Raw genomic sequence first — 24912 nt, forward strand, 5'->3', positions numbered from 1 at the left:
GTTCACCCTGGCGCCGAACGGCCAGGTGGTCGGTGGGTGGTGGGTGGGTCAGGCGGTGGGGCCGGCGGCCGCACCGGGGGTGGGCGCACCGGAGGGGCTGCCCGGGATCGAGGTGCCGGTCGAGGCCGGCGTGCCGCCACCGCGCAACCCGCGCTGGCGGGAGGTGCCGGCGGCGACCCGCTGCTGCAGCAGGACGGCGACGACGATGATCACGCCCTTGGCCACCGCCTGCGCAGAGCTGGACAGGTCGTTGAGGGTGAAGACGTTGCTCAGCGTGGTGAAGATCAGCACGCCGATCACCGTGCCGACGATCGTGCCGCGGCCACCGATGAGCAGCGTGCCGCCGATGACGACCGCCGCGATGGCGTCCAGCTCCAGCAGCGTGCCGTGGGTGGAGCTGCCGGTCGTCGTCCGGGCCATGAGCATGACCGCGGCGATGCCGCAGGTGACGCCGGAGAGGACGTAGAGCATCACGGTGTGCCGCTGCACGCGGATGCCGGCCAGCCGGGCGGCCTCGGCGTTGCCGCCGACGGCGAAGGTGCGCCGGCCGAACGTCGTGCGGTTGAGCAGCACCCAGCCGGCGACCGCGACGAGGGCGAACAGGATCACCAGCGTCGGGACGCCGAGCACGTCGCCGCCGAAGAAGGAGATGAAGCTGGTGTCCTGGACGATCTGGGTGCGCCGGTTGGCGATGATCTCGGCCAGACCGCGGGCGGCGGCCAGCATGGCCAGGGTGGCGATGAAGGCGACGAGCTTGCCGTAGGCGATGACCACGCCGTTGACCAGCCCGCACACCGCCCCGACCAGCAGCGCGGTGCCCACCATGAGGACCCAGTGCACGTCCTCGGCCAGCGCCTGGGTGGCCAGGGTCGTGGCCCACACCGAGCTCAGCGCCACGATCGCGCCGACCGACAGGTCGATGCCGCCGCCGATGATCACGAAGGTCATGCCCACGCTGACCACGCCGGTGACCGCGGCCGCCCGCAGGATGGTCACCACGTTGTCGACGTCGGCGAAGCGGTCGCCGGCGCTGACCACGCCGGCGACGCAGAGCAGGACGAACCCGACGACCAGGCCGAGGTTGCGGCCCAGCGGGCCGGCGAGCAGGCCCGGCCCGCCACCGCGGTCGGGGCGGACGGTGGCCGCCCCTCCGGTCGCGCCGCCGGGGGCCTTGGTGGTGGTGGTCTGGCTCATGCCGCGTCTCCTCCTCGTGCGACGCCCGCCATGGGTGCCGCTCCCTGCGTGACAGCTCCCTGCATGACCAGGTCGAGCACCCGGTGCTCGTCGAGTGCCTCGGCCGGGCTGCTGGCGACGATCGCGCCGTCGGCCACGACCAGGACGTGGTCGGCCAGGCCCAGGACCTCGGGGATCTCACTGGAGACCACGACCACGGCCACCCCGCGGTCGGCCAGGGCGCGGATCAGCGCGTAGATCTCCGAGCGGGCGCCGACGTCGACCCCGCGGGTCGGCTCGTCCAACAGCAGCACCTTGCAGTCGCGCAGCAACCAGCGGGCCAGCACCACCTTCTGCTGGTTGCCGCCGGACAGCGTGCGCACCTCCCGGGCCACGTCGACCGGGCGCAGGTCCAGCGCCTCGGCCTGGTCCCGGGCCGCCTGCTTCTCCGCGCCCCCGGACAGGAAGCCGCCGCGGGCGAACCGGCCGAGGGAGGAGATGGTGATGTTGCGGTAGATCGGCTCGCCGAGCAGCAGGCCCTGGCTCTTGCGCTCCTCGGGGGCCAGCCCGACCCCGGCGCCGACCGCACCGGCCACGTCACCGGCGCGCAGCCGGCGGCCGGCCACCCGCACCGTGCCGGCGGTGGCCCGACGCGCCCCGTAGACGGTCTCCAGGATCTCCGACCGGCCCGAGCCGACGAGCCCGGCCAGGCCGAGCACCTCCCCGGGCCGGACGGTGAACGACACCCCGGAGAAGCTGCCGGCCAGGGCCAGGCCCTCGACCTCCAGCAGCGGGGCGACGCCTCCGTCGGGCAGCTCCCGGCGCGGCGGGAAGACGTACTCGATGGTGCGACCGGTCATCAGCGTGATGACGTCGCGGGTGGAGGTGCTGGCCACCGGCAGCCCGGTGGCCACGGTCCGGCCGTCCTTGAGGACGGTGATCCGGTCACCGACCTCGCGGATCTCCTCCAGCCGGTGGGAGATGTAGACGACGGCGACGCCGGAGGCGGTGAGGTCGCGGATGACCTGGAAGAGGTGGTCGACCTCCTCGCTGTCCAGCACGGCCGAGGGCTCGTCCATGACGATCAGCCGGGCGTCCTGGGACAGCGCCCGGGCCATGCTGACCATCTGCTGCTGCGCGGCCGACAGCGAGCCGACCTCGGCGGTGGCCCGGATCTCCGGGTGCCCCAGGCGGGCGAGCAGTGCCGCGGCGGCGCGGTTGGCCTCGGCCGGGCGGGTGAGCCCCAGCCGGGACCGCTCGCGGCCGAGGAACACGTTGTCGGCGACGGTGAGGCCGGCGACCAGGTCCAGCTCCTGGTAGATCGTCGCGATGCCCAGGGACATGGCCGCCTGCGGGTCGCCCAGGGAGACCGGGGCGCCGTCCCAGGTGATCTGGCCCTCGTCGGGCTGGTGGGCTCCGGCGAGCACCTTGATCAGCGTCGACTTGCCCGCACCGTTCTGGCCGAGCAGGCAGTGCACCTCGCCGGGCCGGACGTCGAGGTCGACACCGTCGAGCGCACGGACGCCGGGGAACTGCTTCACGATGCCCTGCATCGTCAGCAGGGGCGTCTCCACCGGGGGTGGGGCGGACTGCACGGGACCAGCTCCTGACTTTTGCTCAGCGTTGAACAGAAGTGCGTCAGGCCGGACCATATGTCCCAGCTCACAGCCGGGTCAAGGAGGTCCTGCGGCGTTGCTCAATCGTGATCCGGGCGCGGGACGACGCCGCTTCCTTCGGAGCGGTGCGGGTCGAGCGGAGGTGGAGCTCAGCGACCGGCGGCGGCCGGTCCGTGGGCGCGGGCTGCGGGGGTGACGGCGTCCTCGTCGAGGTAGCCCTCGATCGCCATCAGCGCGGCGCCCAGCCGGCCGGAGAGGGCCGGGGCGTCGCTGACGGTGATCTCCAGGGCGCGGGCCGCCAGCGGCAGCGACCGGCCGTAGACCGCCTCGCGGATGCCGGCCAGCAGCGGCGCACCGGCCTGGGCGACACCGCCGGTCATCACGATCCGGTGCGGGTTGAAGAAGTTGACCAGGGCGGCCAGCACGGTGCCGATGATGCGGCCCGCGTCGCGCACCAGCTCCAGCGTCGGGCCGTCGCCGTGCCGGGCCAGCTCCAGCAGCTCGCGGGTCGAGGTCACCGGCAGGCCGGCGGCGACGGCGGCGCGCAGCAGCGCCCCTCCCCCGGCGATGGCCTCCAGGCAGTTCTCGTTGCCACAGCGGCAGACGACCGGCTGGCCGTGCGGCGGCGGGACGGAGATGTGCCCGATGTCCCCGGCGCTGCCCTGGGCGCCCCGGTAGACGCGGCCGTCGACGATGATGCCGCAGCCGATGCCGGTGCCGACCTTGACCACCAGCACGTCCTCGTCGGACCCGGCGATGCCCATCTCGCCCAGGGCCATGACGTTGACGTCGTTGTCGGCGTAGACCGGGCAGTCGTAGCGGGCGAAGGCGCTCGGGATCGGGAAGTCGTGCCAGCCGGGCATGATCGGCGGGTGCACCGGGCGGCCGGTGGAGAACTCCACCGGGCCGGGCACCCCGATGCCCACCGCGCACACGTCCTCAGGCGTGAGCCCGGCCTCGGTGAGCACCTGCTGGGCCAGCCGGTCGACCTCGGCCAGCACCGCGGCGGGCCCCTCGGCGATGTCGATCGGGTGGCCGACGGTGGCCAGCACCTGCGCCGACAGGTCGGTGACCGCGACGTCGACGCTGGTGACCCCCAGGTCGACGGCGAGCACGCAGCCGGCGCGGCCGTTGAACTCCAGCAGCGTGGGCGGTCGGCCGCCGGTGCTGCCGCCGCGCCCGCCCTCGGCGAGCAGGTTCGCCGCGATCAGCTGGTCGACCCGGGCGGTGACGGTGTTGCGCGAGGCGCCGGTGAGCGCGACCAGCTCGGCCCGGCTGCGCGCGCGGCCGGTGCGCACGTGACGCAGCAGCGCGCTCGCGGAAGCAGAGGGGTGCGCCACGCCGCCATGGTCGCACGCATCGGCGGCGCGGCGCCGCCGTCGCACGCGCTCCCCGGAGCCGGCGGAGGCGCCCGGGACGTCGTCCGGTCGGTCGCCGCGGACCATGGCCGACGGTGGGGCGACCCGGGTCGGGCAGGCTGCTGGGCATGACCTCCCCCGAGTCGCTGGACGTCGCGATCGACCCGGCGAGCACCACCCCGCCGTACGAGCAGATCCGGGCTCAGGTGGCGGCCCTGGTGCACCGCGGGACGCTGGCCCACGGGGACCGGCTGCCGAGCGTGCGGGCACTGGCCACCGAGCTCGGGGTGGCCGCCGGCACCGTCGCCCGCGCCTACACCGAGCTGGAGACCGACGGGCTGGTGGCGGGCCGCGGCCGGCTCGGCACCCTCGTCACCGGTGTCCCCGGCGACGCCGCGACGCTGCAGCTGCAGGCAGCGGCCAACCGGCTCGTCACCGCTGCCCGCGCCGACGGCCTCGACGACGCGGCGGTGCGGGCCGCCGTCGAGGCCGCTCTCGGCGGCGCCCCGCCGGCCTGACCCTCGGGATCCGACGGGCGTCGGGTCCCCGGCTCCTACGGCGCGTCGCCTCCGGTCCTGCGGTCAGAGCCAGCCGTGCCGGCGGGCGGTCTCGACGGCCGCGTGCCGGTTGGGCGCCCCCAGCTTGGTCGCCGCCGCGGACAGGTAGTTGCGCACGGTGCCCGGCGACAGGTGGGCCCGGGCGGCGATCTCCTCGACCGGGGCCCCGCCGGCGGCCAGCTCCAGGACGTCGGCCTCCCGCGGGGTGAGCGGGCTGTCCCCGGCGCTGATCGCCTCCGCGGCGAGCTCGGGGTCGACGTAGCGTCCGCCGCGGTGCACGGTGCGCACCACGTCGGCGAGCACCGCCGCGTTGACCGTCTTGGGCAGGAAGCCGCGGACCCCGGCCTCCAGTGCCCGCTTCAGGTGCCCGGGACGGCCGTGCCCGGTGACGATCACCAGGCCGCATCGCGGCAGCAGGGTGGTCAGCTCCCGGGCCACGCTGATCCCGTCCCGGTCCGGCATCTGCAGGTCCAGGACCGCGACGTCCGGCTCGTGCGCGCAGGCCATGGCCAGCGCCTCGGCACCCGAGGACGCCTGGGCGACCACCTCGAGGTCGTCCTCCAGCCCCAGCAGGGCGGCGAACGCCGAGCGGACCAGGTTCTCGTCGTCGGCCAGCAGCAGGCGGATCACGCGGTCCCCCCGGTCGGCAGCGTGGCGGTGACGGTGAAGCGGTCGCCGTCCCGCACGGTCTCCAAGGTCCCGCCGGCGCCGGTCAGGCGTTCCCGCAGCCCGGTCAGGCCGCTGCCCCGGCCGGTCGGGCCGGCGACACCGTCGTTGCGCACGGTCAACCGCGCCTCCCCTCCTGCGGTGGACAGCTCGATGGTGCAGTCGCCGGCCTCGCTGTGCCGCAGCACGTTGGTGACGGCCTCGCGGACCACCCAGCCCAGCGCCGCCTGCACCGCCTCGGGCAGCGCGCCCGCGTCGTCCTCGCCCTGCACGGTGCACCGGATCCCCGCCGCCCGCAGCACCGAGCGCGCCCCGGCCAGCTCGCTGGTCAGGTCGGTGCTGCGGTAGCCGCGCACGACCTCGCGCATCTCCCGGAGCGAGTCCTCGGCGATCCGGTGGACGTCGGCCACCTCCTCGGCCGCGCCCGGCCGCGAGCGCCGCACCAGCTCCCCGGCGAGCTGGCTCTTCACCGCGATCGCGGAGAGGTTGCGGCCCATCACGTCGTGCAGGTCGCGGGCGAACCGCAACCGCTCCTCGGCCACCGCGAGCTGCAGCTGCACGCCGCGGGTGCGCTCCATCTCCAGGACCACGTCGAGCACCCAGACCGAGAACCGGAACGCCAGGACGACGGCGTAGACGGTCACGCCGACGAGGACGGCGTTCACCGCCGCCGCCGGGGCCGGGGCCCCGTCGGCCGCGAGGGCGACCCCACCCAGTGCGCCGACGAGCAGCGCCGGCGCGAGCAGCTGCCGGCTCGTCCAGGTCGTCGAGGCCGCGGTGAGCACCATCCCCAGCGGCAGCCCGACGGACCACGCCACCGGCGGGGCGACCTCGCCGGTCCCGCTGAACGTCCAGACGCCGGCCGCACCGGTCAGCCCGCCGGCACCGAGGGCGAGGACCGGGACCGTCCAGGCGATCCGCCGGCCGGTGCGGTGCGCGGCCAGGCCCCGGGCGGCCAGCACGACGGCGGCGGCGGCGGTGACCACCGAGCCGAGGAGGAACAGCCGGACCGCCGGCGCCGGCGCGACGTCCACGGCCGAGCCGACGATCGCCAGGGCGAGCAGCGGCAGCCCCGCACCGAGGTAGGCGTAGAAGGACCACCGCGTGTAGAGGTCGATCCGCTGCGGCGCGCTGCGGCTGCTCCACCAGCGCGAGACGGTCGGCACGGCGGTCATGCTGCCGTACCGACCCGCACCCCGCGGCGGCGTCCGCACCGCCGGCGCGCTCACCGACGCGGCGCCCACCGGAACCCCCGTGCGGCGACCAGGCCCACCACCAGCCAGCCGGCCAGCACGGCGAGCGGGAGCCCGGCTGCCGACCAGGCCCCGCCGGCGTCGACGACGTCGCCGTCCCACGTGCGGCCGGCCAGGCCCAGCTGGAGCAGCTCGATCACCGGGGTGACCGGCAGCAGCCGGGCGACCGTGGCCAGCGTGTCGGGGAAGCCGCTGATCGGGTACAGCAGACCCGACAGCGATGTGCTCGCGAGCATCAGCGGCAGCGTGGTGATCTGCGCGCTCTCCGGCGTCCGGGTGAACAGGGTGCTGGCGACCGCGAGCACGGACACCACGGCCATCCCGCCGAGCAGCGCGACCAGGGGCAGGACAGGGTCGACCGGTGCGCTCCACTCCCCCAGCGCGGTCACGCCGACCGCGACCAGGGCGACCTGCCCCAGGGTGACCAGCAGGCTCGGGGCTGCCGTGCCCAGCAGCACCTCGGGTCCGGTCAGCTCGCCGGTGCGCATCCGCTGCAGCACCAGGTCCTCGCGCCGGGAGACGAAGGTCGCGACGAGGTTGTAGTAGGTCAGGAAGACCAGCGTCACGCCCACGGCGCTGGTCAGCAGCTGCGGGCCCAGCGGCAGGTCACCGCCCAGGTCCAGCGCCGGCACGGCGCCCACCAGCAGGAGGGGCAGCACCACCGAGTTGACGACGGCGGTGCGGTTGCGCAGGAAGAGCCGGAGCTCGCCGCGGGCCAGGGCGCCGACGCGGCGGACGCGGCTCGGTCCCGCGGTGGTGCTCGGAGGGGTCAGGGTGCTGGTCATCGGGTGTCCTCTCGGGGGTCGGTCGGGTCAGGCGGCGGGGGCGGTCACGGCGCGGGTGCTGTCGGCGCGGGCGCTCCCGGCGGGGGTGCTCTCGGTGCCGGCAGCCACGGCCAGGAACGCCTGCTCCAGCGAGGCGGCCCGGGCCTCCAGCTCGCGCAGCACGACGCGGTGCTCGGCGGCCCAGGCCAGCAGCTCGGCCAGCACGGGCTGGAGCGCGCGGGTGTGCCACTCGGTGCGCCGCCCCCTGTCGACCACCTGGGCGGCGGCCGGCAGCGGCGGCTGGGGCGCGTCGTCGTCCAGGGTGAAGCGGATGGTGGCCGGCTGCGTCTCGGCGATCTCGGCCTGGGTGCCGGCCAGCACGATCTGTCCGGCGCGCAGCACCGCCACCCGGTCGGCGAGCTCCTCGGCCTCCTCCAGGTGGTGGGTGGTGAGCACCACGGCCGCGCCGTCGGCGACGAGGTCGTGCACCAGCCGCCAGACCTGCCGCCGGCTCTCCGGGTCCAGGCCGGTGGTCGGCTCGTCGAGCACGACCACCGTCGGCCGGCCGAGCAGGGCCAGCGCCAGGTCCAGCCGCCGCCGCTCACCGCCGGAGAGGCTGCGCACCCGGACGTCGGCCCGGCCGGTCAGCTGCACCTGCTCCAGCGCCTCCTCCACCGGCCGGGGGTCGCTGAGCGTCCCGGCCCAGGTCCGCAGCGTCTCGGTGACCGTGAGGTCGCCGGGCAGGCCGCTGGACTGCAGGAGCACCCCCAGGTGCGGGCGGACCCGGGACCGCTCGCGCACCGGGTCGGCGCCGAGCACCCGCACGGTCCCCCCGCCGGCCGGGGCGAGCCCCTCGAGGACCTCCAGGGCCGAGGTCTTGCCGGCGCCGTTGACCCCGAGCAGGGCGAACACCTCCCCGGGCCGCACCTCGAAGGAGATGCCGCGGACCGCTTCGAAGTCGCCGTAGCTGCGGCGCAGGTCGTGCACCTCGACGGCGGGGGCGGGCGCCGTCGGGGCGGCTGGGGACGGACGGGGGGCGGTGGGGTGCACGGTCGACCTCCTCGGTGCGCCGCCGGACGGTCCGCCGTGCGCACCTCCGACGGTGCCGCGGCCGGCGGGCCGGCACAGGTGCGCCCGCTCACCTGTTCCGCCGCCGGGTGCACGGGTCGGCGATGACATCCGTCATGCCGAGGCCGGCCCGCCGGCCGGCCGCGCCTCAGCCGAGCGGGCGCTCCGCGGCGGCCGGGCGCGGGCTGACGACCAGGCACAGCGCACCGATCGCGGCCGGCAGCCAGAGGCTGACCAGCCGGTAGACGACCACGGACGGCACCGCCTGGCTGGCCGGCATGCCGGCGGCCACGAGCGCCGAGGCCAGCGTCGCCTCGACCACGCCGATGCCGCCGGGGGTCAGCCGCACCGAGGTGGCCAGTGCGCCCGCCGCCCAGGCCAGCAGCAGCCCCTGCCACGGCACCGGCGCGCCGACGGCGACCACGGCCAGGGCCAGGCTGCCGGCGTCGAGGACCCAGTTGCCCAGGGAGAACAGCCCGGCGCCCACGCTGCGGGCGGCGCTGAGCCGGTAGGAGCCCAGCGAGGCCAGCAGGTCCACGATCCGGGAGGCCACGTTCGTCCCGCGCAGCGCCGGCACCCAGCGGCCCAGCACCCGGGCGCCCCGGCCCAGCACGCGGCCGACCAGCTCGCGGGTCGGCTCGTGCCGGACGGCGAGGACGGCGGCCAGGACCGGTACGGCGCCGGCCGCGGTGGCCGCGAACGCACCCAGCGCGCCGATCGTCGAGCCGGTGACCGCCAGGCCCACCGCGATGACCAGGGCCAGCGTCACCGTCGAGGAGATGCCGGTCATCGCCAGCGCCCACCCGACCAGCGCGGTGCTGTTGCCCAGGTCGTGCCAGCGGCGGTACGTGTAGGCGGCGCTGGCCGCGGCACCCGCGACCGGCAGCCCGAGGGAGATGGCGTTGCCGGCGTAGTTGGTGCCGCTCACCGCCCGCAGGTCGCCGTTGCCGCCGCCGGCGCGCAGCAGCAGCCGCTGCAGGTGGGCCACGCACTGGAACGACACGAGCTGGACGACGGCGGCAGCCAGCACCCACTGCCACTGGACCCCGCCGAGCTCGGACACCCAGCCGGCGACCCGCTCGTGGTTCACCAGCCCGGCGATGACCAGCGCGGCCAGCACCGCGACGGTGAGGACCGGCCGCAGCCACCGTCGCCGGCCACGGGACCGCCCGGCGGGCTCGACCGCGCCGGTGGTCGTCGCCGGCACGGGTGCATCCACCGGCCCATCCTCCCCGACGCCGACACCGCCGACGGTCGCGCGGACGGGTGAACAGTTGTCGAACCCGTCACCCACGGTCAGGCCGCAGCTCCCCGTAGAGCCGGGCCAGGTCGGGCAGCTGGTGGTGGGCGTTGAGTCCGCTGGGGTTGGGCGCCACCCAGGTGTCGACCCCGCCGATCCGCTCCGGCTGCAGCCCGAGCACCGCCCTGGGCCGCTCGAACGCCCAGCGCCAGGCCGTCACCCCGAGGACGGCCAGCACCCGCGGCCGGTGCTGCGCGACCAGCGCGGCCAGCACCTCACCGCCGGCGCGGAGCTCCTCGCGGGACAGCTCGGCCGCGGTGCGGGTGGGCCGGGCGACCAGGTTGGTCACGCCCAGGCCGTACCGCAGCAGCTCGGCGTCCTCGTCGGGGGCGAGCCGGCGCGGGGTGAGCCCGGCCAGGTGCAGCGCCGGCCAGAAGCGGTTGCCCGGCCGGGCGAAGTGGTGGCCGGTCTCCGCCGAGCGCAGCGAGGGGTTGATCCCGCAGAACAGCACGTCGAGGCCGGGGCCGACCACGTCGGGCACGGGCTGGGCACCGGTCACGGCCACCAGTGTGCTGCGCAGCCCGGGCGGCCCCGGTAGACACGTGCCATGACGGACACCCGGATCCCGGCCCCCGCGGACGCGCACTTCCTCGACCAGCTCCGCGCGGCCACCGACCGGGCCGCCGCGACCGCCGAGCCGCTGTCCTCGGCCCACGCCGGGGCGCCCGAGGAGCTGCTGGCCCGCGCCGAGGCCGCGATCGAGGCCGCCCGCGGCGAGCTGCTGGAGCTCAGCCACGACCTGCACGCGCACCCCGAGGAGGGCTACGCCGAGCACCGCTCGGTGCGTGCGGTCGCCGACCTGCTGGCCCGGCACGGCATCGAGGCGCAGGTCGGCGTGCACGGCCTGGACACCGCGCTGCGGGCCACGGTCGGCTCCGGCGAGGGCCCGACGGTCGCGGTCCTCGCCGAGTACGACGCGCTGCCGGGCATCGGGCACGGTTGCGGGCACAACATCATCTGCTCCTCCGCGGTGGGTGCCTTCCTCGGCCTGGCCGCGGCGCTGGCCACCGGGGAGGTCGCCGGGACGGCGGTGCTGCTGGGCACCCCGGCCGAGGAGGGCGGCGGCGGCAAGGAGCTGATGGCCCGCGACGGCGCCTTCGACGGCGTCGACGCGGTGGTGATGCTGCACCCGTTCTCCTACGACTCGGCCGTGCAGCCGTTCCTGGGCCGCCGCCAGCTGCGGGCCACCTACACCGGCATCGCCGCGCACGCCTCGGCCCAGCCGTTCATGGGCCGCAACGCCCTGGACGCCGTGGTCGCCGGCTACAACGGCATCGCCATGCTGCGCCAGCACATCCCCGACACCGACCGGGTGCACGGGGTGATCACCGACGGCGGGGCCCGTCCCAACGTCGTCCCGGAGACCGCCGAGGCGCTGTACTACGTGCGCTCGGCGACCCCGGAGACGCTGGCCGACATCTGCCGCCGGGTGGAGGCGATCGCGGTGGCCGCCGCGGCGATGACCGGCTGCGGGTACGAGCTGCAGTGGGACCAGCTGCCGGCCTACCTGCCGATCCGGGCCAACCTCGAGCTCGCCGCCCGGTGGACCGCACACCAGGCCCGCCGCGGGCGCCGCGCGCTGCCCCCGGGCGTCACCCCGGCGTCGCTGGCCGGGTCCACCGACCTGGGCAACGTGAGCGTGCGGGTGCCCTCGATCCACCCGATGATCGCCATCGCCGGGCCGGAGACGTCGATGCACACCACCGACTTCGCCGCCGCTGCGGCCTCCCCCGCCGGGGACGCCGCGGTGCTGGACGGCGCGGTGGGCCTGGCGCTCACCGCGCTGGACGCCCTCGCCGACCCGGCCGTGCTGGCCGCGGTCCGCGAGGAGTTCGAGGCGGCCGGCGGCGTGCTGGACGTGGCGGCCTTCCTGGGCTGAGTGCCCGCACCCCTGGCGTGCGCCGGACGGTGACCGCGTCGTCACCGCCCGGCGCGCGACGCCCGGCCCGTCGACGTCGCCGGACCGACACACCCGTGAGCACGCCGGTCCCGGTCGTACCGTCCGGCCACAGCCCCGCTCGTCATCGGGAGATAGCCATGCCGGTCTTCATGGTCGAACGGCAGTACGCCGACGCCCTGGACGTCGACGCCGCAGGGATCGCCGACATCACCCGGGTCAACGACGAGGAGGACGTCCGCTGGCTCTACTCGTTCCTCTCGGCGGACCACCGCAAGACGTTCTGCCTCTACGAGGCCGACTCGGCGGAGTCGATCCGGCGGGCCGCCGCGCGCGCCGGGCTGCCGGCCGACGCGATCGTCGAGGTGGTGGGCCGGGTCCAGCCGGACGGCGAGGTCCAGCCGGTGTGACGTCCCGGGCGGTCGGCGGCGGGGTCACGGCCGGGGACCGTCCGACAGCAGACCGTGTTCGGCTGCGTACCGGGCGGCCTGCGTCCGGTTGGCCGACCCGGTCTTGACCATGATGTGCCGCACGTGGTTGGCGGCGGTCGACTCGCTGATGACCAGCCGCCGGGCGACCTGGCGGTTGCTCAGCCCCTCGGCGAGCAGCCGCAGCACCTCCACCTCGCGTGCCGTGAGCCCGTCGGGCGGGGCGGACCTCGCCGGCTCGGGGTCCCCGACCAGGCGGAGGACCCGCCGCATGCCCAGCGGCCCGGCCAGGTCGTGCACCTGCCGGACCAGGTCCGCCGTCCGGGCCGGTGGCGCGCCGGACCGGCGCAGGTGCTGCGTCCGGGCGGCCAGGGTCTGCGCCACGTGGACCGGTGCCCGCATCCGGGCGTCCATCGCCAGCGCCGAGTCGAACCAGTCCACGGCGCCCCGTCGGCGGAGCAGGGAGTCCACGCTCCCCAGCAGACGGTCCGCGCTGCCGAACAGGGCGACGAACGACCCGGCGCCGAGGTTCAGTCCGGCGTACTCGAGCAGCCAGGGCCGGAGCCGGAGCGCGGTCGTCTCGTCCTCCAGCCACACCGCGGCCTCCACCATGAAGGCGAGCGTCGCCGGCCAGACGGCCGAGGCCCGCTGCCGACCGGGGCCCTCCTCGAGGAGCCAGCCGAGCACCCGCCGGGCCGGTCCCCGGCGTCCGAGCTCGGTGTACAGCGCCAGCAGGCCCGGGGCCCAGCGGTCCCCGGGGGTCTCCTCGCCGGTGATCAGCCCGGCGAGGCCGTCCAGCCGGCCGGTCTCGCGGCGCACCATGTAGGTCTGGACGGCGTAGAGGCCCTCGGCGTTCTCTGCGGCGCCCATCGCGGTCCCCAGCGCCAGCTGCGACCGGGCGGCGGTCTCGGCGGAGGCGAAGTCCCCGGCCAGGAACGAGCGCGCGTAGTCGAAGCCCCGGGCCTGGTACTCCCAGAACGGCTGACCGGTCGCCCGGGCAGCACGGAGCACGTCGGCCTGGGCGTCGTCGAGCTCGCCCCGCTCCCCGTGCAGGTACCCGATGACCCCACGGTGGTAGCCCGCCGCGGACAGCTGCCCGAGGTCGCCGGTGCGTTCGGCGATCGCGGTGAGCTCCCGCGCCCGGGCGAGCCGCAGGTCGACGGTGTCCGGGGCGGCCCCGACGTGCAGGCCCGCCTGCAGGGTCCGCCCGAGCAGGTCCTCGCGCCCCGTCCTGCGCGCGTGGCCGATGGCGCGTTCGCTGAGTTCGACCGCCTCGCTCACGGCCCCGGTGAAGGCCCGGGCCCGGCCGAGGCAGGACAGGCCTCGCACGTACACCGCGTCCGCCGGGTCGCACCCGACATCGGCCAGGGCGGCGGTGAGGAGCGCAGCCGCGCGGTGGCCCGGCCCGCCGAGGTGCCAGGACGAGGTCTCGTAGCCGATCGCGGCACGCAGCCGCTCCCGCGGGCCCGCGCTGTCCAGGACGCGCTCGTCGAGGGCGAGGGCGCGCTGGAAGTCCCCCGCGAGGAAGCGGCTGCGGGCAGCGGCCAGCAGCAGCTCGTCGCAGTCCCGGCCGACGACGGTCAGTTCGGCGGCCCGCTCGAGGAGGTCGGCGGCCTCCTGGTGCGCCAGCGCCCGGTCGGCGATCCTGGCCGACTCGACGAGGTACCGGACCGCGAGGGGACCGTGGCCCAGCACCCGGGCGCCGGCGTGGTGCTGGGCGAGCCGCTGGACCCGCTGCGGAGCGCCGGGCTGTCGCTCCAGCGCCTCGGCGGCTCGGGCGTGGCAGCGGGCCAGCCGGGACGGCGGCACGAGGTCCAGCACGGCCTGCCGAGCCAGGGCGTGCGGGAACCGGTAGTGGGTCCCGTCGGCGCCCTGGGGCGTGAGCAGGCCCGCCGCGACCGCGCCGTCCAGGGCCGCCAGCAGCACGTCCTCGCCTGCCGGGGAGCCCACGTCCACCAGCAGGTCGGGATCGACCTCCTCCCCGAGGACGGCGGCCAGCTCCAGCAGCGCCCGCGCCGTGCCCGCCAGGACCTGCAGCCGCGCGTCGTAGGTGTCGCGGACCGACTCCGGTGAGCGGGACAGCCCAGGGAGCCCGTCGCGGGACGCCGGCCGTCCACCGCGGGCCGCCAGGTCGCGCCACACCTCCTGGAGCAGGAAGGGGTTCCCGCCGGTGTACCGGTGCAGCGCCGGAGCCGCTGTCCGGGCCTCGCGTGCCTGCGCGCCGCACTCCTCCACGAGGAACTGCTCGACGTCCGCAGGTCCCAGCGGGACCAGGTCCAGGCGCCGCACCCCGGGCAGCCGGTAGAGGCCGGCCAGCGCGGAGACGAGCACCGGTGTCCGGTCGGGCGCCGTGGTGCGGTGGGTCGCCAGGACCAGCAGCGGGACGTCGGCGGTGTGCTGCACCAGGTGGGTCAGCAGCTGGAGACCGTCGGCGCCGGCCCAGTGCAGGTCCTCGAGCACCAGGACGAGCGGTCGCTGGGCAGCCGCGAGCCGGACCACGGCGTCGACCGACCCGTACACCGCCGGCCGGTACGCCCGCCGGTCCACCGTCTCGTCGCCGCCGGCCAGGGCACCACCGAGCTGCGCCAGCCGGTCGAGCAGGTCCGCGGCGGGCGGGCCGTCGTCGCCGGGCACCAGCGCGCCCGCGGCCAGCGCGGCGGCGAGGACCTGCAGCGGCCCACCGAAGGGCTGGTGGGGCGTCCCGAGGTCGGCCAGGCACTCGCCGGTCAGGACGGCCGCCCCCGCTCCGGCCAGCCGACGGGCCGTGTCGGTCACCAGCCGGGTCTTCCCGGCCCCGGCCTCACCACCGACCAGCACCACCTGGCGGCTGCCGGCCGCTGCCTCGCGCCACGCCGCGAGCAGCTGCTGGGTCTCGAGCTGCCGGCCGATCAGCGGCGCGGGCCGGGACGCCGTCCAGTGCGCGGGCAGAGCCGGGCCGGACCAGCTGGGGGTCACCCCGACGAGCGTAAGCAGACCCCCACCGTGCGTCCATGGGCAGGAGTGCCTCCTCCTCCTGGGACGAGAGGGGCACTTCCGGTCATGACCGGCGGACCAGCCGCCGTCCAGGCTCGTCCCCATCGGGTTCCCCCGTACCGAGGGCGCCGAGACCGAAGAGGAGACGTCATGGTCACCGCCGCGCACGCACCGGCTGCCGTCTGGGCCGCCGCCCATCGCCTGGTCCTCGTGGCCCTCCTGTTCGCCGTCGTCCTCACGGCCGCCGTCGCGCTGACGTGGAGCATCGCGGACCGGGAGACCGTCAGCACCGTCGACGTGCCCAGGCTGTCGATCGTCGACGACCGCTGCGCCGAGGTCGGCCCGGAGCTGCCCTGCTGACCGCCGGGACGGCGCGGGTGGCCGGCCGTCGACCCCGGAGCTCAGCGGCTACTTCATGGTGGCGAGCTGGACCAGGTTGCCGCAGGTGTCGTCGAGCACCGCGGTGACCACCGGGCCGAAGTCCGTCGCGTCCTGGGTGAACTGCACGCCCAACGCCGTGAGCCGGTCGACCTCGGCGTACACGTCGTCGACGGCGAACTGGGTGAACGGGATGCCGTCGGCGACCAGGGCGTCCCTGAACCGTCGCGCCGCCGGGTGGCCGGCCGGCTCCAGCAACAGCTCGACACCGTCAGGGGCGGCCGGGGAGACCACCGTGAGCCAGCGGTGCTCCCCGGTGGGCACGTCGGTCTTCAGGACGAAGCCGAGCGTGTCGGTGTAGAAGGCGAGCGCCTGCGCCTGGTCGTCGACGTACACGCTGGTGATGTTGATCCGGATCACGGGTCAGGGTCCTCTCGGTGGATGGGCCACCGCTCGACGATCGAGCGCAGCGGGCTCGTGTCGACGTGGTGGAACTTGTACCGGCCCTGCCGGCGGGTGTGCACCAGCCCGGCCTGCTCGAGCACCGCGAGGTGCTGCGAGACGGCCTGCCGCGACGAGGCCAGTCCGTGCTTCATGGTCAGCCGGCCGCAGATCTCGAACAGCGTCTGACCGTCCCGGTCGATCAGCTCGTCCAGGATCGTGCGTCGCGTCGCGTCGCCCAGTGCCCTGAACAGGTCGGGGTCGGCGTCCACGGCCCCAGGTATAGGCAAGTGCGCACTTGCCTGTCAAGGGGTCGTCGCACCGGTCCTCGGACGGGGCGACACCCGACCGTTCCGGGGCTGCCCGCACACAGCGGGAAAGGCGGGTCAGCCCTGTGGACCGCTGCCGGTCATCCGGCTACCTCACGCTCGGCTCCGCCCATTCCGCGTGGTCGCGGGCATCGACCAGCATCAGTCGGCAGTCGGTGCACAGTCCCGAGGACCGGTCCCACGTCCGCCGGTTGCACATGCGGCACGGACAGGAGCCGTCGTCCGTCACAGGGTCGGTACCAGCGGCCGGCTTCGGAGACACCCGAACATGTGGCACGGCCACTGATCTGCGCTGATCACGAAGAGTCATGAACCGAACGTAGGAAATCCGGAGTCCGCGTCGCGAGCGTCGGATGACGGTGCCGCCACTGCCCACCTCGTCGGCGAGGGACCGGGAATGGCGAGAGATCGGTGTTCGTACGGATGGCTCCGGCTCCCGATCGCCATAACTTCGATGCGTGGAGTTCCCGTCCACACCAATCGAAGAGATGAGATCCCATGTCCAGGCCCCGCCATTCCACGACCATGCACGGATTCGACTTCGAGCAGGCCGAGGAGGCCTACGACTACATCGTCGTGGGAGCCGGGACGGCAGGCAGCGTCATCGCGGCGCGGCTGACCGAGGACGGCCGCACCCGGGTGCTCCTGCTCGAGGCCGGCTCGGCCACCGCCCTGCCCGAGATGGCGACGCCGGGGATCTGGCCCCTGCTGCTCGGCACCACCGCGGACTGGGGTGACTCGACGGTCGAGCAGACCTTCCTCGGGGCGCCCCTGTACGCGCCGCGGGGCAAAGCGCTCGGCGGGTCCTCGAGCATCAACGGCCTCAACTTCCTCCGCGGGCACCGGTCCAGCTACGACGCCTGGGTGGCGCAGGGCGCCACCGGCTGGGGCTTCGACGACCTGCTCCCGGACTTCCGGCGCAGCGAGACCACGGTGGGACGCGACGAGACGCTGCGGGGCACCGACGGCCCGCTGCTCATCGGCGTGACCCCCGAGCCGAGCCCGGTCGTCATGGCGGCCCTGGACGCAGCCACCGAGGTCGGCTACCGCACCGCCGAGGACATCTCCTCCGGCGCAGAGACCGGCTTCGGGCTGTCCGACGCCAACGTGCACGACGGCCGGCGGATGAGCGCAGCCGATGCGTACCTGCGCCCGGTCGCGGGCCGCGCCAACCTCACGATCGTCACCGACGTCACGGTGCGGCGACTGACCATCAACGACGGCATGTGCACCGGGGTCGAGTACGGCACACCCACGTCGTCGACGGCCGCCACCGCGCTCCGGGAGGTCGTCCTGACCGCCGGCGCGATCGGTTCGGCGCAGCTGCTCATGCTGTCCGGTGTCGGACCCGCCGAGCACCTGACCGAGCTGGGGATCGAGGTGGAGCTCGACCTGCCTGGCGTCGGGGCGAACCTGCACGACCACCCGCTGGCGACCATCGTCTTCGAGCACGCCTCCCCGGTGCCGGGGAACCCGGAGAACATCTACGGCCAGGGCGTCGGGCTCGTGCACACCCGCGCGGGGCTCGACGGACCGGACCTGCAGATCCTCCTGATCAGCCAGCCCTACCGCTCGCCGAGCCTGCCGGGCCCGGGCCCCGACGGCGGGTACGCCATCGCCTTCTCCGCGATGCTCCCGCACAGCCGCGGCACGGTCCGCCTGGCCAGCCGCAACCACCTGGTCGCCCCGCTGATCGACCCGAACTACCTCGGCGAGGTCGGCGACCAGCAGGTGATGCTGGCCGGCCTGCGGATCGCCCGCGAGATCGGTGCCGCCGACGCCCTCACGCCCTGGCGGGGGGCCGAAGCCCAGCCCGGCCGACCGCTGGACAGCGAGGACGCCGAGCTCGACTACCTCCGCGAGAGCCTTGTCGTCTACTTCCACTACGCCGGCACCTGCCGCATGGGGTCCGACGACCTCGCCGTCGTCGACCCGGAGCTGCGCGTCCGGGGCATCTCGCGCCTGCGCGTCGCCGACGCCTCCGTCATGCCCTCGCCGGTCTCGGGGAACACCAACGCCACGGTGTTCGCCATCGCCGAGCGGGCGGCACGGCTGATCACGGCCTAGTCGTGCAGACCACTGTGCAAGACGTCGACTGCCTCGTCATCGGCGCCGGACCGGCCGGCCTCGCCGCGGCCCACGAGCTCATGCGCGTGGGCCGGCGGGTGCTGGTGCTCGAGCAGGGCGCTGGTGTCGCGATGAGCTGGCGGGCGCACCGGGTCGGCCTGCGGCTGCACACGGTGCGCCGGCTCTCCGCGCTCCCCGGGATGCCCATCCCCCGCAGCTACGGCCGCTACGTCACCAGCGCGGACCTCGTGCGCTACCTCGAGCACTACGCGGCCAGCTCCGACATCGACATCCGCTTCGGGACCACGGTCACGCACATCGAGCCAGCCGGCGGCATCGCCGGCCGGCCCTGGGTGGTCAGCACGGCCGCCGGCACGACGTACGAGGCCACCACCGTCGTCATGGCGACCGGCTACAACCGGCGCCCGTTCATCCCCGACCTCCCGGGGCTGGACGGCTACGACCGTCCGTACGTGCACGCGGCGGACTACCGCGGAGGCGACCAGTACGCGGGCCTCGACGTGCTCGTGGTCGGTGCGGGCAACGCAGCCGCCGAGGCGGCGACCGACCTGGTCGCCGCCGGGGCCGGCCGGGTCAGCCTGGCGGTGCGGACGACGCCGCACATCGTGCGGCGCCGCGTCTGGGGCATCTCCATGCAGGCCATCGCCATCCTGATGAGCCCGCTCCCGGTGAGCGTGGCCGACCGGCTGGCGTCGGTGCTGTCCCGGCTGACCATCCCGGACCTGTCCGCGAGGAAGGTGGCCCGACCGCAGCCTGACCTCTACACGCGGGTGCGGCGGGACCGGTCGGTGCCCGTCCACGACACGGGCATCGTGCGGCTCATCGAGTCGGGCGCCGTCGTCACGCTGCCCGCGGTGACCGGGTTCGGGGCCGACACGGTGCACCTCGCCGACGGGTCCACGACGCGTCCCGACGTGGTCGTGTTCGCGACCGGCTACCGGCGCGGCCTGGAGACCCTGCTGGACGGGCTCGGCCTCCTCGACGAGCAGGGCACTCCGACGAGCTCGGGCACCGAGGCCGCGCCCGGCCTGTACTTCGTGGGCTTCACGGTGTCGGCCACCGGTGCACTGCGGGAACTCGCCGGCGATGCCCAGCGCGTCGCCGATCACGAGCGCCGGCGTCCCCACCGGGATCTCGCCCTGGCCGGTCAGTGACGGCTGATCAGCTTGGCGCGGCTCGTCGCCCCGGTCTTCCTCAGCACCGCGGCGACGTGTGACTCCACCGTCCGCACACTGATGAAGAGCGCTGCGGCGATCTCCCGGTTGCTCTGACCCTCGTGCAGGCACGCCAGCACCCTCGACTCGGCCGCGGTCAGTTCGGTCGCCGAGCGCGTTCTGCGGCTCGGGGACCGGGCGGCGTCGACCTCCTCCTGCACGGACACGACCCCGGCCTCGTCCGCGGCCTCACCGGCGGCCTGGAGGTCTGACCGGGCGAGCGCGACCTTGCGCAGCCGGTGCAGCACACGAGCGCGCTGGACGAGCGCCCGTGCGCGATCGGCTGGTCGCTGCGCCGCGGTGGAGAGCTCGACAGCGGTGGTGGCCTGGGCCAGCGAGCCGCGGAGGTCCCCCTCGGCGGCCAGCTGGAGGGAGGTGAGCCGGTGGAGGTCGAGCTGCGAGATCGGCCGGTCCCGTCCGACGAGGAAGGAGCGCACCCGGTCCAGTCGTCGGGCGGCCTCGTCGTTCTCGCCGGCTCGCAGCAGCGCCTCGGCGAGCGGTAGGTCCACCCGGAGACGGCTGCCCAGCTCGACGAGCTCGAGGGAGTCGGCGACCTCGGCTGCCGCACGCAGGTGCCCGACCGCGTGCTGCCACCGGCCCTGCGCGAGAGCCGAGGCCCCCACGAGCGCGGAGGAGGTCAGCTCATCGGGGTCTTCCCCGGCCTGGTGCCGCCACTCGTCCACCCTCCGGGCGAGGACCTCGTGCCGGCCCTCGGCGATGAGCAGGAGGCCGGCGGTGAGCTGCACGGCGGGGGGCAACACCGGGGAGGTGGGGTCGTGGCCGGCCAGCTCCAGGAAGGCCCGTGCCGCGGGCACGTCACCACCGACGACCTCCACGAGGGCGGCGTGGGCGAGGAAGGTCCGTTCCACGCCCTCCTTGCCCTCGCGCTGCGCCCAGTCGACGAGGCCGACCAGTGCCCGCCGGGACGCGTCGACGTCGTCCACCTGGTGCGCGAGGTGCGCGGTGGTCGCGAGTCCGGTGTCGTCCAGGCTCACCACGATCTGGATCCCCTGGAGCCGGTCCATCTCGGCGACGACGGCGAGGTCGAGGCCGGAGCCCGTCTCCAGGCGGGTGCGAGCGCGTGCCCGCAGGGCGCGGTGGACGGCGTTGGGCGCGTCCACCGCGGCGAGCCCGGTCAGGGCGGCAGCGGCCGACCGAGCACGTTCGGACACCGACATGGTGGCGAAGGCGACGGTGTTCGCGCTCAGGACGGCTCGTCGTGCGGGGTCGGCGGCGGCTGCCGGAGCGTGCGTGGTGAGCCACGCCCGGGCGGCGGCCGGCTCGATGGAGCTCGTCGACAACGCCAGGTGGGCGTCGTACTGGCGTGCGTCGAGACGGTCCGCGGACACGCGGGCCAGCACGGAGGTGCACGCCTCGTCGTCCCCGGCCGAGAAAAGCTGCTGCGCCTGGTTGAGCAGCCGCTCCTGCCGGTGCGGTGCTCCCGGGGCGGTGCGCTCGACGGCCTGCGCGTCGAAGTGGGCGGAGCGCAGGCGTGCCCCGCGCTGGCGCACGACCACGGCGGCCAGCGTGAGCGCCTCGGCGATCGACTCGTCGGGCCCGGGCGGCGCGGACTGCTGCAGGTGCTGCGCTCGGAGGACCGGGTCGCCGACGGCCCGGGCGATGAAGGCGTGCAGTTCCCGGCGGCGGGCGGGAGCCAGCCGGGCTGCGGCGGCAGAGGCGTGCAGGGGGTGGCGGGTGCGCACGTCCTCCGTGGTCACGACCAGGAACCCGGCTTCCTCGGCCTGGTCGATCGCAGCGTGCGGGACGGCGCCGAAGCGCAGCACCTCCCCCAGCAGGGAGAGGTCCGGCCGACCGAGCAGGGCGACGATCGACACGACGTCGGCAGCTGATGGGGCCAGCCCCCGCAACCGCTCGGCCACGGCGACCGCGAGCGGCGGCGGGGCGGCATGGGTGCCCACGGAGAGCGCCCCGAGGTCGTCGAGGACTGCCCGGCCGATGAGCTCGCGGGCCCACATCGGGTTGCCGCCGGTGTGCTCGTGCAGCGCCACGACCTGGGCCCTGGTCAAGGTGGAGGGCCACAGCGGACGGGTCAGCCGCTCGAGCTCCTCCACCGTCAGCCCTTCGAGGACGTGCACGTCCGAGGGCTCGAAGGTGAAGTCCGGGGCGTCGTGCGAACGGGTGCCGTACTCACGACTCGTCGCGACCAGACCCACCCGGGGCGAGGCGACCCGCCGGAGGGCCCGCTCGATGCCCGCTGACGACTCCGGGTCCGACCACTGCAGGTCGTCGATCACCAGGACCACCGGCGCCCGGGCCGCCAGCGCACCGAGGACGGCCTCCAGCGCGATGGCGGTGCCGAGCGGTGGGACGTCCTCGGCGGCCTGGTGCCGCCCCGTGGCGGTGTGCAGGATCGTGCGGTCCTCGGCGGAGAGCTCCGTGAGCGCGTCCCAGTCCAGCTCGCTCAACAGGTCCCGCAGCACGCTGTGCGCGGTGTGCCGCTCGGCGAACGACGGGCTCGCCCACAGGACCGTCGTCCCGGCGGCCCGGAACCAGGCCCTGGCCGCGTCCAGGGCCGTGGACTTGCCGATGCCGGGTTCACCGGTCAGCAGGATGCGCCGGCTGTCCCGCTCCAGGACGTGCCGGACGAGTCCGCTCGTCCGGAGCGGGGGGACGTCCGCGAGCCGGTTCCGCAGCTGGCTCGTCATGGGGTGCCTCCGGTGACGTCGTACGCGGCATCACTGCTCGCGCTGGTCGTGGGGTCGGGGATCGGCGCACGAGCGGCTCGGGCACGCCGACGAGGCCGGCTGGTCGGCCGGCCCCGTCTCAGCGCGTCGACGCTCAGTTCTTCGCGGCGGCCTCCGCGATGACCTGGGCCACGACCTCGGGCTCCGCGGTCATCGACAGGTGTCCGGTCGCCACCTGGGTGAGGACGGACCCGGCGCGCTGGGCCATCCACAGCTGCGTCTCGAAGGCGATGCTGTGGTCGTCGCTGCCCGCGACGTACCACGAGGGGAGCGTCTGCCAGGCCTGGTCCGCGCGGGCCGGCTCGGTCAGCGCCGCGTAGGCGATCGGTCGCTGCTTGGCGAAGAAGGTCGCCGCCAGCTCGGCGGGCAGCCCGTTGACGAACCCGGCCGCGAAGGCGTCGGGCTTCAGGTACAGGTCGACGTTGTGGTCCCCGGGGAACGGCGCCATGTCGAACAGCGCCCCGGCGTCCACCGGGCCGGCGTGGCCGGCCAGGTCGAGGATCGTCTCCCCCTCGGCGGGCACGAAGGCGTTGAGGTAGACGAGCGCTCCCACCTCGGGATGGGACAGCGCGGCGCCGCCGATGACCGCCCCGCCGTACGAGTGACCGACGAGCACGACCGGGCCGGTCGTCCGTGCCTTCAGGAAGGCGACGAGCTGGTCGGTGTCATCGCCCAGTGCGCGGAGCGGGTTGGCGAAGTGGGTGACGGTGTAGCCGTCTGCGGCCAACAGCCTGTCGACGGCGTCGAAGGGGCTCGCGTCGCTCCAGGCGCCGTGGACGATGACGATGGTCGGCTTCTGGGTGGTGGTCGTGGGCGTGGTCATGGGTGCGTCCATCTCTGGTCGGTGCAGCGTGGAGTGGGGTGCTCGTCCGCCGGGTCCGCCGCTGACGGCAGCGGCGGCCACGGCGGGTGGTCGATGGCGAGCCGGACCGTGTCCGGCGTCCTCAGCCCCGGGTGGCGGCGACGATCAGCTGCGTGACCTCACCGGAGTGACCGACCATCGGCAGGTGCGAGCTGCGGATCTCCACCGTGGTGGAGCCGGCGCGGGCGGCCATCGCCCGCTCGGCCGTGGGGGGTATCGCACGGTCCTGGCCGGCGACCAGGTACCAGGACGGGATGGTCGCCCACGCGGGCACACCGGAGGGCTCACCGAAGGCGGCCAGGGACACCGGACGCTGTCCGGCCGCCAGCACCGCGACAGTGGGGGCCGACACGTCCGCCGCCATGACCGTGCGGAAGTGGGCCGGGTCGACGTAGGCGTCGGTGCCGCCCGGGAAGTCACGGGTCACCAGGTTGGCCAGGAGCAGGGACTCCTCCGGGTGCCCGCCCAGGTCGTTCAACGCACCGACGACCTCGCCCTCGGCCGGGGCGTAGCCGGCCACGTAGACCAGGCCCCGGACGTCCGGGTTCCCGGTGGCCGCGTTGGTGATGACCGCTCCGCCGTAGGAGTGTCCGACCAGCACGACCGGTCCGCTCAGGGTGGCGAGGAAGGACCGGAGGTACTCGGAGTCAGCGGTCAGGCCGCGCAGCGGGACCGCCGGCGCGTAGACGGTGAGGCCGCGGTTCTGCAGCTTCTTCGTGACCTCCTCCCAGCTGGAGGCGTCCGCGAACGCGCCGTGCACCAGGACGATGGTGGGGCGGTCTGTTCCCTGGCCCGGGGTGGCACCGGCGCTGGCACCGGGGAGCACCGCGGCGGCGAGCGCCAGCAGTGCGACCAGCAGGAACGTGCGAAGCCGCCGCAGCGGGCTGTTCGGTCGGGGGGGCATGTCGTCTCCAGGTAGGGGTCGGGCTGAGCACTGCCGGATGACAGGTGCTGGCTGTGTGTCCTGCGCCGCCGGGGGCAGGGGCGGACGGGGACCGCGTGCGCCGGCTCAGGGGTGAGCGGCCTGCTGTGCGGCCCGCGGGGTCAGGGCAGCCGCGCGGACGACGGAGGCGACGGCGGCCGGCTGCGACAGCGCTACCGCGTGCGAGGCGTCGAGCTCGAGGACCGTGGCGCCGGCGCGTGCCGCCATGAACCGCTGCGCCTCGGGCTGGATCGCCCGGTCGGCCGTCGGCAGCACGAACCAGGTCGGCAGCGTGCGCCAGGCGACGACCGGGGACGACTCCTCGAAGGCCGCCGCGGCAACAGGGCGTTGCGAGGCGGCCATCACCGTGGTCAGGCCCGTGGGCAGGTCGGCGGCGAACACCTCGGCGAAGCGGTCGGGCCGGAGGTCGAGCTCCACGCCCGGCCGACCGTCACCGGTGGTGAACGGGGCGGGCCGCAGCGCGGGACCGAGCAGGCTGTCGGGGAAGCGGTCCGTCACGTCGGAGACGCGCTCCCCCTCCGCGAGGACGAAGGCGGCCACGTACACGAGGCCGACGACGTTGGGGGCCAGCACCGCGGCCCGGTCGACGACCATGCCGCCGTAGGAGTGCCCCACCAGGAGCACCGGGCCGTCGATCGCCGCAGCGATGCCGGCGACGTGCGCTGCTTCCGCCGCGGTACCCCGGAGCGGGTTGGCCAGCGCCTGCACGTCCACGCCGTCGGCCTGCAGCGCGGCGACGACCCCTGACCAGCTGGAGCCGTCGGTGAAGGCGCCGTGCACCAGCAGAACGGTCGGCGTACTGCCGTTCTGGAACGATCCCCGTGGAGCCATGTGCTGACCGTAGGAAGCGCGCAGGTGGCGTCGCGAGCGTCAGATGACGGTGCACTCACCCGTTGGTG

At 75.1% G+C, this 24912-nt stretch carries 22 protein-coding genes; 6 read left to right on the forward strand and 16 right to left on the reverse strand.

Annotation, left to right across the window (positions count from 1 at the left end; all coding sequences use genetic code 11):
- Positions 1-48 precede the first annotated feature (48 nt).
- The 3 genes from O2W14_RS09520 to O2W14_RS09530 all read right to left on the reverse strand — a co-directional run bounded on the left by O2W14_RS09520 (position 49) and on the right by O2W14_RS09530 (position 4129).
- Positions 49-1194 carry an ABC transporter permease gene (locus O2W14_RS09520; RefSeq protein WP_269175845.1) on the reverse strand — a complete coding sequence of 382 codons (1146 nt, stop codon included), beginning with the start codon at positions 1192-1194 and terminating at the stop codon, positions 49-51.
- Positions 1191-2768, reverse strand: a complete 1578-nt coding sequence (locus O2W14_RS09525) for a sugar ABC transporter ATP-binding protein (protein WP_269175846.1) — start codon at positions 2766-2768, stop codon at positions 1191-1193. Before O2W14_RS09525 ends, O2W14_RS09520 begins: the two co-directional genes overlap by 4 nt.
- 170 nt (positions 2769-2938) lie before the next feature.
- Positions 2939-4129: an ROK family protein gene (locus O2W14_RS09530; protein WP_269175847.1), complete on the reverse strand. Its 1191-nt coding sequence runs from the start codon at positions 4127-4129 to the stop codon at positions 2939-2941.
- Between the two features lie 146 nt (positions 4130-4275).
- Here O2W14_RS09530 and O2W14_RS09535 point away from each other — a divergent pair, with 146 nt between their 5' ends.
- A complete protein-coding gene (locus tag O2W14_RS09535) occupies positions 4276-4665 on the forward strand; it encodes a GntR family transcriptional regulator (RefSeq protein ID WP_269175848.1) in 390 nt (129 codons plus the stop codon).
- Between the two features lie 63 nt (positions 4666-4728).
- Here O2W14_RS09535 and O2W14_RS09540 read toward each other — a convergent pair whose 3' ends face one another.
- The 6 genes from O2W14_RS09540 to mug form a co-directional block, all read right to left on the reverse strand.
- A complete protein-coding gene (locus O2W14_RS09540; protein ID WP_269175849.1) occupies positions 4729-5334 on the reverse strand; it encodes a response regulator transcription factor in 606 nt (201 codons plus the stop codon).
- On the reverse strand, positions 5331-6536 hold the full coding sequence (locus O2W14_RS09545) for a sensor histidine kinase (protein WP_269175850.1): 1206 nt from the start codon (positions 6534-6536) through the stop codon (positions 5331-5333). Before O2W14_RS09545 ends, O2W14_RS09540 begins: the two co-directional genes overlap by 4 nt.
- A gap of 59 nt (positions 6537-6595) precedes the next feature.
- Positions 6596-7408, reverse strand: coding sequence for an ABC transporter permease (locus tag O2W14_RS09550; RefSeq protein WP_269175851.1), 813 nt, complete (start codon positions 7406-7408; stop codon positions 6596-6598).
- Positions 7409-7435: 27 nt separating this feature from the next.
- Positions 7436-8437, reverse strand: coding sequence for an ABC transporter ATP-binding protein (locus O2W14_RS09555; protein ID WP_269175852.1), 1002 nt, complete (start codon positions 8435-8437; stop codon positions 7436-7438).
- A gap of 166 nt (positions 8438-8603) precedes the next feature.
- Positions 8604-9674: a lysylphosphatidylglycerol synthase transmembrane domain-containing protein gene (locus tag O2W14_RS09560; protein ID WP_269175853.1), complete on the reverse strand. Its 1071-nt coding sequence runs from the start codon at positions 9672-9674 to the stop codon at positions 8604-8606.
- Positions 9675-9741: 67 nt separating this feature from the next.
- Entirely contained in the window at positions 9742-10254 is a 513-nt protein-coding gene (gene mug / locus O2W14_RS09565; protein WP_269175854.1) for a G/U mismatch-specific DNA glycosylase, read from the reverse strand.
- A 48-nt stretch (positions 10255-10302) separates the two neighbouring features.
- Between mug and O2W14_RS09570 the strand changes: the two genes are divergently transcribed.
- Together O2W14_RS09570 and O2W14_RS09575 are read left to right on the forward strand one after the other, a co-directional pair.
- A complete protein-coding gene (locus O2W14_RS09570; RefSeq protein ID WP_269175855.1) occupies positions 10303-11634 on the forward strand; it encodes an amidohydrolase in 1332 nt (443 codons plus the stop codon).
- 158 nt (positions 11635-11792) lie between these two features.
- Positions 11793-12062, forward strand: coding sequence for a DUF4242 domain-containing protein (locus O2W14_RS09575; RefSeq protein ID WP_269175856.1), 270 nt, complete (start codon positions 11793-11795; stop codon positions 12060-12062).
- Positions 12063-12086: 24 nt separating this feature from the next.
- Here the strand turns inward: O2W14_RS09575 and O2W14_RS09580 are convergent, their stop codons facing one another.
- Positions 12087-15035, reverse strand: a complete 2949-nt coding sequence (locus tag O2W14_RS09580) for an ATP-binding protein (protein ID WP_269175857.1) — start codon at positions 15033-15035, stop codon at positions 12087-12089.
- 168 nt (positions 15036-15203) lie between these two features.
- Here O2W14_RS09580 and O2W14_RS09585 point away from each other — a divergent pair, with 168 nt between their 5' ends.
- Positions 15204-15413, forward strand: coding sequence for a hypothetical protein (locus O2W14_RS09585; protein WP_269175858.1), 210 nt, complete (start codon positions 15204-15206; stop codon positions 15411-15413).
- Positions 15414-15461: 48 nt separating this feature from the next.
- Here O2W14_RS09585 and O2W14_RS09590 read toward each other — a convergent pair whose 3' ends face one another.
- Together O2W14_RS09590 and O2W14_RS09595 are read right to left on the reverse strand one after the other, a co-directional pair.
- Positions 15462-15851, reverse strand: a complete 390-nt coding sequence (locus tag O2W14_RS09590; protein WP_269175859.1) for a VOC family protein — start codon at positions 15849-15851, stop codon at positions 15462-15464.
- The gene (locus tag O2W14_RS09595) at positions 15848-16144 is read right to left on the reverse strand and encodes an ArsR/SmtB family transcription factor (RefSeq protein WP_269175860.1); all 297 of its coding nucleotides are present in this window, start codon (positions 16142-16144) and stop codon (positions 15848-15850) included. Before O2W14_RS09595 ends, O2W14_RS09590 begins: the two co-directional genes overlap by 4 nt.
- Before the next feature lie 555 nt (positions 16145-16699).
- Here O2W14_RS09595 and O2W14_RS09600 point away from each other — a divergent pair.
- Positions 16700-18268, forward strand: a complete 1569-nt coding sequence (locus O2W14_RS09600; protein WP_269175861.1) for a GMC family oxidoreductase — start codon at positions 16700-16702, stop codon at positions 18266-18268.
- Between the two features lie 2 nt (positions 18269-18270).
- The gene (locus tag O2W14_RS09605; RefSeq protein ID WP_269175862.1) at positions 18271-19443 is read left to right on the forward strand and encodes a flavin-containing monooxygenase; all 1173 of its coding nucleotides are present in this window, start codon (positions 18271-18273) and stop codon (positions 19441-19443) included.
- On the opposite strand, the gene O2W14_RS09610 is transcribed toward O2W14_RS09605, so the two are convergent.
- From O2W14_RS09610 to O2W14_RS09625, 4 genes are all read right to left on the reverse strand, one after another.
- Positions 19437-22169, reverse strand: a complete 2733-nt coding sequence (locus O2W14_RS09610; RefSeq protein WP_269175863.1) for an AAA family ATPase — start codon at positions 22167-22169, stop codon at positions 19437-19439. The genes O2W14_RS09605 and O2W14_RS09610 overlap by 7 nt on opposite strands.
- A 133-nt stretch (positions 22170-22302) precedes the next feature.
- Entirely contained in the window at positions 22303-23031 is a 729-nt protein-coding gene (locus tag O2W14_RS09615) for an alpha/beta fold hydrolase (protein ID WP_269175864.1), read from the reverse strand.
- 121 nt (positions 23032-23152) lie between these two features.
- Entirely contained in the window at positions 23153-23974 is an 822-nt protein-coding gene (locus O2W14_RS09620; RefSeq protein WP_269175865.1) for an alpha/beta fold hydrolase, read from the reverse strand.
- Between the two features lie 105 nt (positions 23975-24079).
- Entirely contained in the window at positions 24080-24844 is a 765-nt protein-coding gene (locus tag O2W14_RS09625) for an alpha/beta fold hydrolase (RefSeq protein WP_269175866.1), read from the reverse strand.
- Between the last annotated feature and the right edge of the window lie 68 nt (positions 24845-24912).

This window comes from Modestobacter sp. VKM Ac-2986 (genome assembly GCF_026967795.1).
Classification (GTDB): domain Bacteria; phylum Actinomycetota; class Actinomycetes; order Mycobacteriales; family Geodermatophilaceae; genus Modestobacter.

Excerpts from the sequence above, each read along its gene's own strand:
- O2W14_RS09600 (WP_269175861.1), top strand. The coding sequence starts at position 16,700 with ATGTCCAGGCCCCGCCATTCCACGACCATGCACGGATTCGACTTCGAG.
- O2W14_RS09520 (WP_269175845.1), bottom strand. The coding sequence starts at position 1,194 with ATGAGCCAGACCACCACCACCAAGGCCCCCGGCGGCGCGACCGGAGGG.
- O2W14_RS09610 (WP_269175863.1), bottom strand. The coding sequence starts at position 22,169 with ATGACGAGCCAGCTGCGGAACCGGCTCGCGGACGTCCCCCCGCTCCGG.
- O2W14_RS09585 (WP_269175858.1), top strand. The coding sequence starts at position 15,204 with ATGGTCACCGCCGCGCACGCACCGGCTGCCGTCTGGGCCGCCGCCCAT.
- O2W14_RS09620 (WP_269175865.1), bottom strand. The coding sequence starts at position 23,974 with ATGCCCCCCCGACCGAACAGCCCGCTGCGGCGGCTTCGCACGTTCCTG.
- O2W14_RS09575 (WP_269175856.1), top strand. The coding sequence starts at position 11,793 with ATGCCGGTCTTCATGGTCGAACGGCAGTACGCCGACGCCCTGGACGTC.
- O2W14_RS09615 (WP_269175864.1), bottom strand. The coding sequence starts at position 23,031 with ATGACCACGCCCACGACCACCACCCAGAAGCCGACCATCGTCATCGTC.
- O2W14_RS09550 (WP_269175851.1), bottom strand. The coding sequence starts at position 7,408 with ATGACCAGCACCCTGACCCCTCCGAGCACCACCGCGGGACCGAGCCGC.
- O2W14_RS09535 (WP_269175848.1), top strand. The coding sequence starts at position 4,276 with ATGACCTCCCCCGAGTCGCTGGACGTCGCGATCGACCCGGCGAGCACC.
- O2W14_RS09570 (WP_269175855.1), top strand. The coding sequence starts at position 10,303 with ATGACGGACACCCGGATCCCGGCCCCCGCGGACGCGCACTTCCTCGAC.
- O2W14_RS09625 (WP_269175866.1), bottom strand. The coding sequence starts at position 24,844 with ATGGCTCCACGGGGATCGTTCCAGAACGGCAGTACGCCGACCGTTCTG.